The sequence below is a fragment of the Pseudomonas sp. FG98 genome (assembly GCF_057808595.1).
Genome location: NZ_JBMDIJ010000049.1, coordinates 1 through 12,648, shown reverse-complemented (window position 1 = coordinate 12,648; position 12,648 = coordinate 1). Strand labels below are relative to the sequence as shown.

At 63.5% G+C, this 12,648-nt stretch carries 12 protein-coding genes; 2 read left to right on the top strand and 10 right to left on the bottom strand.

All coding sequences use genetic code 11. From position 1 onward, the window contains the following. The first annotated feature begins 95 nt into the window (after positions 1–95). Positions 96–995 (top strand): LysR family transcriptional regulator, encoded by a 900-nt coding sequence (locus ACODSK_RS22800; protein ID WP_489019351.1) that lies wholly within the window; start codon positions 96–98, stop codon positions 993–995. 342 nt (positions 996–1,337) lie between these two features. After that, positions 1,338–1,895, top strand: coding sequence for a DUF4262 domain-containing protein (locus tag ACODSK_RS22795; RefSeq protein ID WP_489019350.1), 558 nt, complete (start codon positions 1,338–1,340; stop codon positions 1,893–1,895). Between the two features lie 350 nt (positions 1,896–2,245). Here ACODSK_RS22795 and ACODSK_RS22790 read toward each other — a convergent pair whose 3' ends face one another. The 10 genes from ACODSK_RS22790 to ACODSK_RS22745 form a co-directional block, all read right to left on the bottom strand. Then, complete coding sequence (locus tag ACODSK_RS22790; protein WP_489019349.1) at positions 2,246–3,061, bottom strand: HpcH/HpaI aldolase family protein; 816 nt, start codon at positions 3,059–3,061, stop codon at positions 2,246–2,248. An 18-nt stretch (positions 3,062–3,079) separates the two neighbouring features. Next, positions 3,080–3,883 carry a carbon-nitrogen hydrolase family protein gene (locus tag ACODSK_RS22785; protein ID WP_489019348.1) on the bottom strand — a complete coding sequence of 268 codons (804 nt, stop codon included), beginning with the start codon at positions 3,881–3,883 and terminating at the stop codon, positions 3,080–3,082. A 51-nt stretch (positions 3,884–3,934) separates the two neighbouring features. Then, positions 3,935–4,930, bottom strand: coding sequence for a TRAP transporter substrate-binding protein (locus ACODSK_RS22780; protein WP_489019347.1), 996 nt, complete (start codon positions 4,928–4,930; stop codon positions 3,935–3,937). 30 nt (positions 4,931–4,960) lie between these two features. Further along, positions 4,961–6,244, bottom strand: a complete 1,284-nt coding sequence (locus tag ACODSK_RS22775; protein ID WP_489019346.1) for a TRAP transporter large permease subunit — start codon at positions 6,242–6,244, stop codon at positions 4,961–4,963. After that, positions 6,244–6,762 carry a TRAP transporter small permease gene (locus ACODSK_RS22770; RefSeq protein ID WP_489019345.1) on the bottom strand — a complete coding sequence of 173 codons (519 nt, stop codon included), beginning with the start codon at positions 6,760–6,762 and terminating at the stop codon, positions 6,244–6,246. The genes ACODSK_RS22775 and ACODSK_RS22770 overlap by 1 nt, the downstream gene beginning before the upstream one ends. 404 nt (positions 6,763–7,166) lie before the next feature. Further along, positions 7,167–8,468, bottom strand: coding sequence for a cytochrome c (locus ACODSK_RS22765; RefSeq protein ID WP_489019383.1), 1,302 nt, complete (start codon positions 8,466–8,468; stop codon positions 7,167–7,169). Positions 8,469–8,488: 20 nt separating this feature from the next. Continuing rightward, positions 8,489–10,261, bottom strand: a complete 1,773-nt coding sequence (locus tag ACODSK_RS22760; protein WP_489019344.1) for a GMC family oxidoreductase — start codon at positions 10,259–10,261, stop codon at positions 8,489–8,491. 2 nt (positions 10,262–10,263) lie between these two features. Then, positions 10,264–11,007 (bottom strand): gluconate 2-dehydrogenase subunit 3 family protein, encoded by a 744-nt coding sequence (locus tag ACODSK_RS22755; RefSeq protein WP_489019343.1) that lies wholly within the window; start codon positions 11,005–11,007, stop codon positions 10,264–10,266. Between the two features lie 211 nt (positions 11,008–11,218). Further along, positions 11,219–11,887: a GntR family transcriptional regulator gene (locus tag ACODSK_RS22750; protein WP_489019342.1), complete on the bottom strand. Its 669-nt coding sequence runs from the start codon at positions 11,885–11,887 to the stop codon at positions 11,219–11,221. 101 nt (positions 11,888–11,988) lie between these two features. After that, positions 11,989–12,648 (bottom strand): NAD-binding protein (locus ACODSK_RS22745; protein ID WP_489019341.1); only part of this gene is annotated, 660 nt, incomplete at its 5' end.

Genomic DNA, 12,648 nt, shown 5'->3' with positions numbered 1-12,648 from the left:
GCGGATGCTTTTTCCAAGGGTTTCGGTCATCCTAACCAGCGCCTTGAACGGCCGATAATAAAAATCCGTAAGCAGCAGCCGGAGCAGTTTTTATCATGCGTATCACGCTGATGCAGATCGAGGCCTTCTACTGGACTGCCCGCCTGGGTGGGGTCCACGCCGCCTCCCGCCATCTCCATCTCACCCAGCCGGCGGTGTCGGCGCGGATCAAGGAAATGGAGTCGCTGCTCAGCGTCAAGCTGTTCGACCGCAGCAAGCAGCGCATGAGCCTCACCGCCGACGGCCACACCGCCCTGCGCCATGCCGAGCTGGTGCTGAACAACAGCACGCAGCTGGAGCAGTTCGCCCTGCAGCGCAAGCAGCACCGGCGCCTGCGCCTGGGGGCGGACGAGTGTTCGGCGATGGTCGGGCTGACCGCGGTGATCAGCGAGATCAAGGCGCACTTTCCGGAAATCACCCTGGAAATCACCATCGACGTCGGCGCCTCGCTCAACCGCAAGCTGAATGATCACGAACTGGATATTGCCCTGCTGACCAACCCGGCCACCCGCGAGGAAGTGACCGACGTGTTTCTTGGCTGGATGACCTTCCAGTGGGTCGCGGCGCGGCACCTGGAGATCGCCGAGGGGCCGTTCCTGCCGCAGCATGCGCGGGACTACTCGATCGTCACCCACGGCGCGCCCTCCACCCTGTACTCGGTGGTGGACCGCTGGTTGAAGGAAAGTGGTGCGGTGAATCACTCGTTTCACTCGAGCAATTCGCTGGCGTTCATTGCCAAGATGGTCTCGGCGGGGCACGCCATCGGCATTTTGCCGGTGCCCTTGATTCGCGACATGCTGGCGGTGGACATGCTCAAGACACTGCCTTGCGACCCGCCGATTCCGCCGGCGAAGTTCTGCCTGTCTTACCTGACCGAACGCCCGGACATGCAACTGGGCGAGCTGGTGTCGATCATCAGGGCGACCCTGGTCAAGCAGAATTTTTTGGTGGATTAGGTGTTGTGGTGTTGGTACCGGCCTCATCGCTGGCAAGCCAGCTCCCACAGGGATAGCGTGCACCGCAAACCTGTGGGAGCTGGCTTGCCAGCGATGAGGCCGGTAAGAACAACCCGACCAGCAAGATCGAGGTCGAGGCTGATGGCCTCATCGCCGGCAACGCCGGCTCCCACTGCCGGAATCAAGATGTGTTGATGTGTTTTCCCCGCTTGGAAGGAGCTGTTCGGGTCACGCGGAGCTAATCGACTGAAAGATGGCTATTTGATAGCATTGCCCGCCCCGAAGTCGCCTTGATAACCCGCGTTCACCCGGAAACCCTCATCGCTGTCAAAGGATTGCCTAATGCTCCGGCGCTCATTGATCGCTGCACTGTTCTCCCTGTTTACCATCACCGCCAGCGCCGAGCCAATCCGTCCGGTGGTTGCGGGTTTCCACCCACCTGCCGCCGATTCGGCGCTCGACGAGCAGATTCTGGACAGGATCAAGACCATAGGGTGGTACCACGTTCAGGTCGAGGCGGAAGGCCAGAAACCGGCCTTTGCCTATTCGCTGGGGTTCTACGCGAACTTCGGGCAACCCGAAGTCGTGGTGTTCGGGTTGCCGATGGAGATCTCCCAGCGTTTTCTCGATATCGCCGCTATCCGCATCGCCGGCGCAAAACAGCCGTACGAGATGTACAAGCCCTACGAAGATATCGCCGAAGGCACCAAGGTTGCCTTCGTGCCTGTAGCGCGCCGGCATTTCCCGGCGTATTTCGGCTACGGTGGCTGGTTCTACCAGTCGGTCGAAACCGATTTCCCGGTGATCCAGATGGTCTGGCCGGACAAGGCTGGCAAGTTCCCCTGGGAACAGGGCTACGACAAACGCTACCTGGCATTGCAGCCGTTACTGGACAAGTAGCGGCGGGATGATCGACAGCAATGCGGCGGTACTGGCCAGGTTCGGCAGGGAGCGATGGAGCCAAGCCGCATCATGGATTCAAAGTGTCCAGTCTGCCGCGTTTCTCCAGGCTCATTGGATAGACAGGATTTGGGTTTGTGCTGACCCTGTGGGAGCTGGCATTGCCAGCGATGAGGCCCGTAAGAACAACCCAACCACCAAGACCGAGGTCGAAGCTGATGGCCTCATCGCCGGCAACGCCGGCTCCCACAGGGTTTCGGGCTGGCCGCATGATCCAGGCCCGACACAGTAGCCTGTGGGAGCTGGCTTGTCGGAGCGCCGAACCGCAGCGATGGGGCCATTATTGACGATCAGATTGCCTGATCTGCCCCCATCATTCGCTTCACCGCGGCAATATGCTGCCCCGCCTGATTCAGCCAGGACAGATCACTGCCCATCAGCAACATATCGCTGCCCATCTCCACCAGCCGCCGAGCCGTAGCCCGGTCGGCCGGGAAGCACGGCACCATCACCTGGATCGAGCGGGCATGGCACTTGTCGATCAGCAGTTGCAGACGCTGCAGCACCTCCGGATTACCCAGCCGGTAGTCCACCGGCAACTGCCGCGACAACGAATAATCCGCCGGCCCGAAGTGCACCGCATCGATGCCCTCGACATCGAGGATCTCATCGATGTTGTCGAAGAACTCGTAGCTCTCGGCCATCGGCACGATCACGCTGCGGGCGTTTTCCGCCTCGGTATAGCGCGCCCAGTCGAAGCCCGGCCCGGCGAAGCCCGCCGAGCGCACCGAGCTGTCGCCGCCACGCCGGCCCAGCGGCGGGAACTTGCTGTAGTGGATGATCTGGCGCATCTGTGCGGCATTGTGCACCTGCGGCACGATCACCCCGGCCGCACCCATTTCCAGGGCCTTGCGGATATCCCATTCCAGCGTGCCGCGTACCCGCACCAGGGCCGGGATGGCCGCGCAGGTGGCCGCCAGCAGGAGCTTTTCCATATCGCGGTCGACGCCCAGCGCGGTGTGCTCGGCGTCGATGAAGACGAAGTCCAGTCCCCAGTTGCCGGCCACCTCGATGGGCATGCTGGCGGTGCTGTAGATGTTCATGCCGAAGGTAGTGCCCTGCGCCATGCGGGCTTTCAGCAGGGTGTGGTTGATGCTCTGGTTCATGCTCGAAACCACCTTGGGTCAGATGCGATAGGTTTCCGGCAAGCGGTCGCGGAACGGGTGTACCTCGAACACGCCGGGGTCGCGGATCAGCGACTTGTTGCGCGCCTTGGCCAGGTCGATGTCGACGCTGTACACGCCGTCCTCCAGCCCGGCGCGGACCAGGGTCTTGCCCGACGGCTCGATGATGTGGCTGGTGCCGATGAACTGCATGCCTTCATCCATGTCGTTGCGGTTGGGAGCGACGAAATACACCATGTTTTCCGCAGCGCGCACGGTGCTGAAAATGTCCGGCAGCATGCGCGCCTGCTCCGGCCAGGCGGCCGGCAGCACGACGATATCGGCGCCTTCCAGGGCCAGGGTGCGGACCACTTCGGGGAAGCGGATTTCGTAGCAGATGGCCAGGCCGATGCGGCCGATCTCGGTGTCGAACACCGGCGCGGTCCATTCTTCGGGGCGGTCGGTAAAGCGATCGCCGATCATGAACGGCAGGTGACGCTTGCGGTGCAGGCCGATGATGCCCTGCGGGCCGATCAGCGCAGCGGTGTTGTAGACCAGCGCCGCGTGGCGCTCGTAGAAACCGACCACGATGAGGATGCCGGTCTGCGCCGACACCTCCAGCAGCGGCGTCAGGGCGTCGAGGCCGATGGCGCCGCGTTCGAGGTCTTCACGGCTGTCGAAGGCGCCGCCGGTGATCAGGCATTCGGCGAAGGCGATCAGGCGCGAGCCTTCGGCGGCGGTCTGGCGCGCCAGCTCGGCGACCTTGGCGATGGTCTGGACCGGATTGCCGGCCACGGGATGAATCTGGGCAACGGAGATTTTCATGGGCTTCCTTGGGGCAGTTGAAAGGCGCCGCGAGGGCGGCGCGAAAAGGGCTTATTGCGCCTGGTAATCCATGGCCTGGTAGACCTTGTTCACCAGCTCGGGATTGATCTGCGCGGCGTACTTGTCCACCACCGGGCGGATCCGCGCCTGGATCCGTGCGACTTCCTCAGGCGGCAGTTCGTTGACCTGCATGCCGGCCGCTTTCAGTTCGGCGATCGCCTTGCTGTCGGCCTCGCGGGAGATCCGCCGCTGCTCCAGGCGCACTTCCTGGGCGACGTCGCTGAGCAGCTTCTGCTCGTCCGGGTTGAGGCCGTCCCAGAAGGTCTTGCTGATCAGTACGATCTGCGGGTTGTAGTTGTGCCGGGTCAGGCTCAGGTACTTCTGTACCTCGTTGAAGCGCGAGGCGAGGATCAGCGCCGCCGGGTTTTCCTGGCCATCCACGGTGCCGGTTTCCAGCGCCGTATGTACCTCGGTGAACGGCAGCGGCGTCGGGTTGGCGCCGAGGGCCGCCCACACGTCGAGGAACAGCGGCGACTGCTGGGCGCGGATCTTCAGGCCGGCGATGTCTTCAAGCTTGTTCACCGGGCGCACGTTGTTGGTCAGGTTGCGCACGCCCAGCTCCCAGAACGCCAGGCCGACCAGGTTCTTCTCCGGCAACTGGTCGGTGAGCATCCTGCCCACCTCGCCATCGAGCATGGCGTCGACCTTGGCGGTGTCGTTGTAGAGGAACGGGAAATCGAGAATGCCGAAGTCGGTGACATGGTTGAGCATCAGTCCGGCGTTCCAGGTCATCATCTCCACCACGCCGCCCTGCAGCGACGACAGCACCTGCACGTCACCGCCGAGCACGCCGTTGGGGAAGGTGCGGACCTTGATCTTGCCGCCACTGCGCTCCTGCACCTTCTTGGCGAACAGTTCCATGCCGATGGCCGGCGGCGTGCCTTTGGGGCTGGTGGCGGCGAACTTGAGGGTGCGGGCGTTGTAGTCGGCGGCCAGGCTCAGGCTGCTGGACAGCAGCAGGGCGGCGACGAAGGCGAGCTTCTTCATGGTTTTTTCCTTTTCTTGTTGTTGGACGGATCAGTGACCGAACCACTGGGCCGGGACGATGACCAGGTCGGGGAAGATGACCAGCAGGGCCAGCACGATGATTTCCGCGATAAGAAACGGGAAGGTGCCCTTGAGCAGCGCCTCGTAGCGCATTCGGCCGATGCCGCAGACCACGTTGAGCACGGTGCCTACCGGCGGGGTGATCAGGCCGATCGAGCAATTGATCATGAACAGCACGCCGAAGTAGATCGGGTCGATGTTCGCCGCGGTCACTACCGGGACCAGGATCGGCGCCAGCAGCAGGATGGTGGGGGTGAGGTCCATGACCATGGAAATCACCAGGATCAGCAGCATCAGCACCACGATCAGCAGGCGCGGGTTGTCCATTACCGGCTGGATCAGGTCGATGATCTGCCCGGGGATGTCGGCGATGGTGATCATCCACGCCGGGATCGACGCGGCGGCCACCAGGAACATCACAGCGGCGGTGGTCTTGCCGGCGCGCAGCAGCAACTCGCCGAGCGACTTCAGGCTCAGTTCGCGGTAGATCAGCGATGACACCAGCAGCGCATACACGCTGGCCACCGCCCCGGCTTCGGTCGGAGTGACCACGCCGAAGCGCAGGCCGACCACGATGATCACCGGCAGCATCAGCGCCCAGAAGCTGTCGACCAGGGCTTTCAAACGTTCCTTGCCGCTGGCCTTGGGGCTCAGCTCGACATCGTTGTTGCGCCGGGTCATCAGCCACCAGGCCACCACCAGCGCGGCGGCGATCATCAGCCCGGGGGCGATGCCGGCGAGGAACAACTTGGTGATCGACAGTCCCGAGGCCACGCCCAGGACCACGAAGCCGATGCTCGGCGGAATGATCGAGCCCAGTACCGAGACCGAGGCGATCAGCCCGCCGGAGCGGTCGCGGTTGTAGCCGGCGATGACCATCATCGGCAGCAGCAACGCGGTCAGCGACGCCGCGTCGGCCAGGGCCGAGCCGGACAGGCTCGACAGCAGCACGCCGGCAAAGATGGTGACGTAGCCCAGCCCGCCGCGCAGGTGGCCGACCAGGGTAATGGCCAGCTTGATGATGCGCTTGGACAGGCCGCCACTGTTCATCACCTCGCCAGCGATGATGAACAGCGGGATGGCCAGCAGCGGGAAGCTGCCTGCCGAGTTGATGATGTTCTGCGCGATGATCTGGCCATCGAACAGGCCCAGCAGCCACATCAGGGCCACGCCGCAGAGGATCAGGGCATAGGCGATGGGCAGGCCGATAAGGATGGCCGCCATCAGCACGCCGACAAAGACAGACAGGGCCATTATTCGGCTGCTCCATGTTGGTGGGCGGTGGCCTCGACGGAGGCGGGCGCGGGGAGGGTGCCCATGAGGTTGCGCACCAGCTGGCTGGCGATCAGCACGCCGCTGAGCACCGAGAACACCAGCCCGGCGCCGTAGAACAGGGCCATGGAGATGCCGGTGGAGGGCGCACCGACATGCAGGTTGATCAGGGTCTGCTTCCAGCTGCCGTCCATGAACAGCCAGGTCACGTAGAGCATCAGCACCTGGGTCAGTGCCAGCAGGACACGGGCCACGCCAGGGGACGCGCGGCGGGTGAGAATATCGACGCCGATATGCCCGTGTTCATGGAGCATCAGTTGCGCCCCGGCGAACACCAGCCAGACGAAGGCCAGGCGCGAGATCTCTTCGCTGAAGAACAGCCCGGAGTTGAAGCCGTAGCGCAGCACCACGTTGGTGAAGATCAGACCGGTGATGGCGACCAGACAAGCCACCACCAGGACCTTGAGGACCCGCAGGTAGCCATTGACCAGGGTATTCATGGCGCCTCCTGGGGCAGCACTGCCCGAGGAGCGCCGAACGACTCTGGCGCGAGAGGGTGGACGTACAGGGAGGATCGGGGCATGGGGTCACCTTTTTATTATCGACATACGTCGTCGTATGACTGCCCGGATTCTTCCGCGAAATGCCTGTCTGGCGCTGCCTCAAGTTTTTTATCAGGGGGATAAGGAATGGCGATCAGTGGGGGATTTCAGGGTGTGGCTGATGGCCTTATCGTCGGCAAGCCGACTCCCACAGGGTTCTGGGTCAGCCACAGTATCTGAGCTCGACTCGGTCACTGTGGGAGCTGGCTTGCCAGCGATGACGTCCGACCAGACAACTTTCTTGTCCTTGGCGGACGCCATCGCCGGCAAGACCGGCTCCCACAGGCATCAGTGCCTGCCGATCACTGCGCGGTCAGCGCCCCGTGGTGTTCCTCGGCAATCGCCTGGCGCACCTTGGCGATATCCTTGGCCGTGACCTCCGGCGCCTTGTTGCCCCAGCTGTTGCGAATGAACGACACCAGTTGCGCGGCTTCCTGGTCGCTCAGGCGCCAGGCGAAGTCGGGCATGACCAGGTCCGACGGTGCTTGCTGCGTGGACGGCAAGCGACTGCCGGCGAGGATCACGCGGATCATCGAGGCCGGGTCTTCGGCAAGCACCGACGGGTTGTTGGCCAGGCGCGGGAACACCTCCTTGTAACCCTGGCCGTCGGTGCGGTGGCAGGCGGCGCAGTTGTCGACGTAGAGCTCGGCTCCGCGACTCGGTGATTCGCCGGCGTGGAGCGCCTTGGCGGTGCTGTCGCTGGCGTTGAAGGCAACCTTGGTCGAGCCCGGCGTGGCGGGCAGCGCTTTCAGGTAGCGGGCGATGGCCGTCAGGTCCTGGTCGGTGAGGTGCTGCCCGCTGTGCTGGATCACATCGTTCATCGCGCCGATCGACGAGAAGTGCGCGTTGCGGCCATTGCGCAGGGTCTGCACGATGTCGTCCTCGCTCCAGGCACCGAGGCCGTCCGGGCTGTGCCCGCGCAGGCTGATCGCGAGCCAGCCGTCGATCACCTGGCCGCCGGCCAGGTAGCTCGGATCGCGTTCATCCAGGGATTTTTCCTGGAGGGTGACAGCCCTTGGAGTGTGGCAACTGCCGCAATGGCCCAGGCCCTGGACCAGGTAGGCACCGCGGGCGATTTCGGCGTCCGCGTATTTCAGCGGGCCACTTGGCGACAGCGGCTCGACGGCTGGGGCGAACAGGTTGCGCCAGACGCCCAGCGGCCAGCGCATCGACAGCGGCCAGGGAATGTCGCTGTCCCGGTTGGCCTGTTCGACCGGTTCGACGCCGTGCATGAAGTAGGCGTACAGCGCCTTGAGGTCGTCGTCGGTGACCCGGGCGTACGAGGGGTAGGGCATGGCCGGATACAGGGTATGGCCCTGTTTGGCGATGCCGTGGCGTACCGCTTTGTCGAAGTCTTCCAGCGAGTAGCCGCCGATACCGGTTTTGGCGTCGGGGGTGATGTTGGTGGCGTAGATCGTGCCGATCGGCGTGGCCATCGGCAGGCCGCCGGCGTAGGGCTTGCCGCCTTTTGCCGTGTGGCAGGCCACGCAGTCTCCGGCGCGGGCCAGGTACTCGCCTTGCTTGATCAACTGCGGCGAGGTGAAGTCGTCCGCCCACAGCGTCGGGGCCGCCATCAGGAGGACGGCGGCCAATGACGTTTTCATTTTCATCATGGCAATGCTCCTTATGCGTGCACCAGCGGGCCGGGGGCTTTCAGGTACTGTTCGCGGATGGCCTTGGCCGACCAGTAGGCCAGCGCGCCGACCATGCCGGTCGGGTTGTAGCCGTTGTTCTGCGGGAAGGCGCAGGCGCCCATGACGAACACGTTGGACACGTCCCAGGATTGCAGGTAGCGGTTGACCGCACTGGTCTTCGGGTTGTCGCCCATGATCGCGCCGCCGCAGGTGTGGGTGCTCTGGTAGCGGGTGGTGTTGTAGTGCTCGCCGGGCTTCTTGGCGTCGGCGGAGATCGCCAGCGGGTTGAGGCTGCGGGCCATTTCTTCGAGCTTGCCGACCATGTACTGGTTGGCCTTGATCTCGTTCTCCTTCCAGTCGAAGGTCATGCGCAGCATCGGCCGGCCGTAGGCGTCCTTGTAGGTCGGGTCGAGGTCGAGGTAGCAGTCCTGGTAGGCCATGTTGGCGCCCTGGACTTCCCAGTAGAACTGGTGGCGGAAGTGGTCGTGTGCAGCCTTTTTCCAGGCGCTGCCCCACTTCGGCGTACCCGGCGGCAGGCTGATGCCGCGTACCGGTCCGCCACCTGGCTGACGCGCCCACAGCACGCTGCCGCCGAGGTAGCCGAGCTTGGCATTGTCGATCTGGTTGCCGTTGAAGTCGTCGATGACCTGGCCGGCACCGCCGATGCCGATGAACGGGTTGCCCTGCACGCTCTTGTCGAAGAACAGGGTCATGCGGGTCAGGTTCTGGTAGGTGTAGTTCTTGCCGACCACACCTTCGCCGGTGTGCGGGTCGTAGGGCTTGCCGATGCCGGAAAGCAGCATCAGGTGCACGTTGAGGTAGGAGAAGGCGGCGAGGATCACCAGGTCGGCGGGCTGGGTCTGTTCGTGGCCCGAGGCATCCAGGTAGGTGACGCCGGTGGCTTTCTTTTTGTCGCTGTCGAGGATGACCTGGAGCACCTGGGAGTTGGGCCGCAGCTCGAAGTTCTTGCGCTGGCGCAGCACCGGCAGGATGCACGCGTTGGGGCTGGCCTTGGAGTAGTTGAGACAGCCGTAGTCGCTGCAGAAACCACAGAAGTTGCACGGGCCCAACTGGCAGCCGTAGGGGTTCTTGTACGGGCCCGAGGCATTCGAGGCGGGGATCGGGTAGGGGTGGTAGCCGAAGGCGTTGGCGGCCTTGGCGAACATCTTGCCGCCGAGGTAGTCGGGGTTGGCGGCCAGCGGGAAGTGGCGGCTGCGTGAGCCTTCGAACGGGTTGCCGCCGGCCACCGTGACGCCATTGACTATCCCGGCCTGCCCGGCAGTGCCGCAGACCTGCTCGAAGTGGTCGAAATGCGGTTCCAGGTCGGCATAGGTCACCGGAAAGTCCTGGATGGTCATGTCCTTGGGGATAAAGGATTTGCCGTAGCGGCTCTCGTAGTTGGAGCGCAGGTTGAAGTCTTCCGGCAGGGCGCGGAAATGGCAGCCCGACCAGTGGGTGCCGGCACCACCGACACCGTCGCCGGGCTTGAACGAGCCCATCTGGCGGTAGGGGACCGCACGCTGCGACATGTCGTGGCGGATGGTCAGGGTTTCCTTGCTCAGGCTTTGCAGGTACTTGCGGTGTACCGAGCCGGCCAGTTCGTCGTTGACCTTGGGATAGACGAAATCCGGGTAGGTATCGCGGTCGGCGCCGCGCTCCAGGGCGACCACCTTGAGGCCGGCGTCGGTGAGTTCCTTGGCCAGGATCGCCCCGGTCCAGCCCATGCCGACGATCACCGCGTCGACTTTTTCTTGGATTGCCATGATTAACCTCGACGACCGGACATGCTGACGGGGGCAAGCGGATAGGGTTTGGAGGTCTGCTCCACCCAGTCCATGAAATCGGCGCGCACGCCGGGGTAACCCACCAGTTTCCAGCCGACCATGTCCTTGTTGCCGCCGTACTGCGGATCGGAGAAGAAGCCGTACAGGGTTTCGTTGAGCAGGTGGCTGAAGAACACCTTGCCGGGCACGCCTTCGGTCTTGATCTCACCGGCTTCGAGTTTCTTCAGCACGGCGTCCTGTTGTTCGGCCGCCAGCTCGCTGAAGCGCTTGCCGGAGAATTCTTTCTGGCTCCAGGCATCCAGCCCGGCCATGCCGACCCGCAGGATCTCCCGCGGCGCCAGCTTGCCCTGGTAGCCGAATTCTGGAGCGGCTTCGTAGTAGGGGCCCTGGAGGAACCAGATATCTCCGGCGGCGTAGCCACTTTGCATATGGCGGTCAATGAATTCTGGCACGCCGGCTTCGACGGCGCCGGCACCCAGGTCGTCGCTGGGGATCAGGCGGGCGCAGGCGGCAGTGATGAAGGCCCACTCGATGGCATTGAAGAACACCGGGGAATAGGGCGTTGCCGGAGCGCTGGTAGCTGACGCCTGGGCCGGCTCGCTGGGGGCAGCGTCGACCAGCCCGGGAACCTGGGTGGCGACGACGGTGAGGGGAATCAGGGTGAGGGTTTTCTTGAAAAACGATCGCCGCGATTCGTAGGTTTTTTCTTGGTCTTCTGGGTTCACGGTGTGACCTCTCAGGCTGGGTCGGAAAGTGCCAGGGAGCAGCAGCAAGGCGGTGCTCGATTGGTATTCTGCATTCAAAATATAAAATTCGTCTAGCGCTCTATCTGGAGAGGCCCGGAATCAGAGGCGCGCAAAGACGCAAGCCGGTCGTGTGTGACCGGCTTGAATGCAAAATTGGCAGGTGGGGTGACGCGAGAGAGGGGGCGGGGTATCAGGCCGGCTTGAGGCCGCCTGCATCGAGGATATGGCCACGCAGGATGTTGCGCAGTTTCTCGGAATCGCGTTTTTCCAGGGCTTCGATCATCTCTTCGTGATCATGGATGGCGCGGTCCCACTTCACCTCGGTGCGGTTGGACAGGTAGCGGATGGCCTGGATGCGCCGGTTGAGGGTCAGGTAGGTCTTGCGCAGGGTGTCATTGCGCGCGGCCAGGCTGATGGCGTCGTGAATGGCGGCGTTTTTCTGGAAATACAGCGAGAGGTCGTGGTTTTCCTTGGCTTGCAGCATCTGGTAGTGCAAGGACTTGATGGTCATGACCTCGGCATCGGTGATGCGCTCGCAGGCCAGCTGGCCGTTGAAGGCTTCGATGCCACTCATCAGCTCGAAGGTCTCGCGGATCTCGACGTCGCTCATCTGCGCCACCCGTGCCCCGCGGTTTGGCTGGAGCTCGATCAGGCCTTCCACGGCCAGCACTTTAAGCGCTTCGCGCAGCGGCGTGCGGGAAATGCCGAGGGCTTCGCAGAGCTCCCGTTCATTGATCTTGATGCCTGGCTTGAGCGTGCCTTCGATGATGAAACGGCGCAAATGATCGAGCACGGTGTCGTGCAGTTGCAGCCGTTCGATTTTTGCCAGCTCGCCCGTGGATGAAACGCCAGACGACATACCTTACCTCTGCCAGGATTGATCGTTGAAACCCGCGCTGCCCCTTCGTGGAGCAGGCGGGTCGCAATCTTAGCAGGAGTCGGGCTGGAGGACTTTATTCGTTATTCGTTGTCGCGGATCGAGAAGTTGGCCATGTGTTCCAGGCCCTTGATCAACGCCGAGTGGTCCCAGTTCGAACCGCCGATGGCCGCGCAGGTGCTGAACACTTGCTGGGCGTTGGAGGTGTTGGGCAGGTTGATGTTCAGTTCCTTGGCGCCTTGCAGGGCCAGGTTCAGGTCCTTCTGGTGCAGGCTGATGCGGAAGCCCGGATCGAAGGTGCCCTTGATCATGCGCTCGCCGTGGACTTCGAGGATCTTCGACGAAGCGAAGCCGCCCATCAGTGCTTCGCGGACCTTGGCCGGGTCGGCGCCGTTCTTGGCGGCGAACAGCAGGGCTTCGGCGACGGCCTGGATGTTCAGGGCGACGATGATCTGGTTGGCGACCTTGGCGGTCTGGCCGTCACCGTTGCCGCCGACGCGGGTGATGTTCTTGCCCATGGCCTGGAACAGCGGCAGGGTGCGCTCGAAGGCTTTCGGGCAGCCGCCGACCATGATGCTCAGGGTCGCGGCCTTGGCGCCGACTTCGCCGCCGGACACCGGGGCGTCGAGGTAGGCAGCGCCGGTGGCCTTGATCTTCTCGGCGAAGGCCTTGGTGGCGGTCGGGGAGATCGAGCTCATGTCGATCACCACCTTGTTCGGGCCGACGCCCTGGGCGACGCCGTT

What these genes read in the sequence shown, in the direction of transcription:
- ACODSK_RS22790 (WP_489019349.1), bottom strand. Translation starts at nt 3,061, where the DNA reads ATGAACCAGAGCATCAACCACACCCTGCTGAAAGCCCGCATGGCGCAG.
- ACODSK_RS22765 (WP_489019383.1), bottom strand. Translation starts at nt 8,468, where the DNA reads ATGAAAACGTCATTGGCCGCCGTCCTCCTGATGGCGGCCCCGACGCTG.
- ACODSK_RS22750 (WP_489019342.1), bottom strand. Translation starts at nt 11,887, where the DNA reads ATGTCGTCTGGCGTTTCATCCACGGGCGAGCTGGCAAAAATCGAACGG.
- ACODSK_RS22780 (WP_489019347.1), bottom strand. Translation starts at nt 4,930, where the DNA reads ATGAAGAAGCTCGCCTTCGTCGCCGCCCTGCTGCTGTCCAGCAGCCTG.
- ACODSK_RS22775 (WP_489019346.1), bottom strand. Translation starts at nt 6,244, where the DNA reads ATGGCCCTGTCTGTCTTTGTCGGCGTGCTGATGGCGGCCATCCTTATC.
- ACODSK_RS22770 (WP_489019345.1), bottom strand. Translation starts at nt 6,762, where the DNA reads ATGAATACCCTGGTCAATGGCTACCTGCGGGTCCTCAAGGTCCTGGTG.
- ACODSK_RS22785 (WP_489019348.1), bottom strand. Translation starts at nt 3,883, where the DNA reads ATGAAAATCTCCGTTGCCCAGATTCATCCCGTGGCCGGCAATCCGGTC.
- ACODSK_RS22800 (WP_489019351.1), top strand. Translation starts at nt 96, where the DNA reads ATGCGTATCACGCTGATGCAGATCGAGGCCTTCTACTGGACTGCCCGC.
- ACODSK_RS22760 (WP_489019344.1), bottom strand. Translation starts at nt 10,261, where the DNA reads ATGGCAATCCAAGAAAAAGTCGACGCGGTGATCGTCGGCATGGGCTGG.
- ACODSK_RS22795 (WP_489019350.1), top strand. Translation starts at nt 1,338, where the DNA reads ATGCTCCGGCGCTCATTGATCGCTGCACTGTTCTCCCTGTTTACCATC.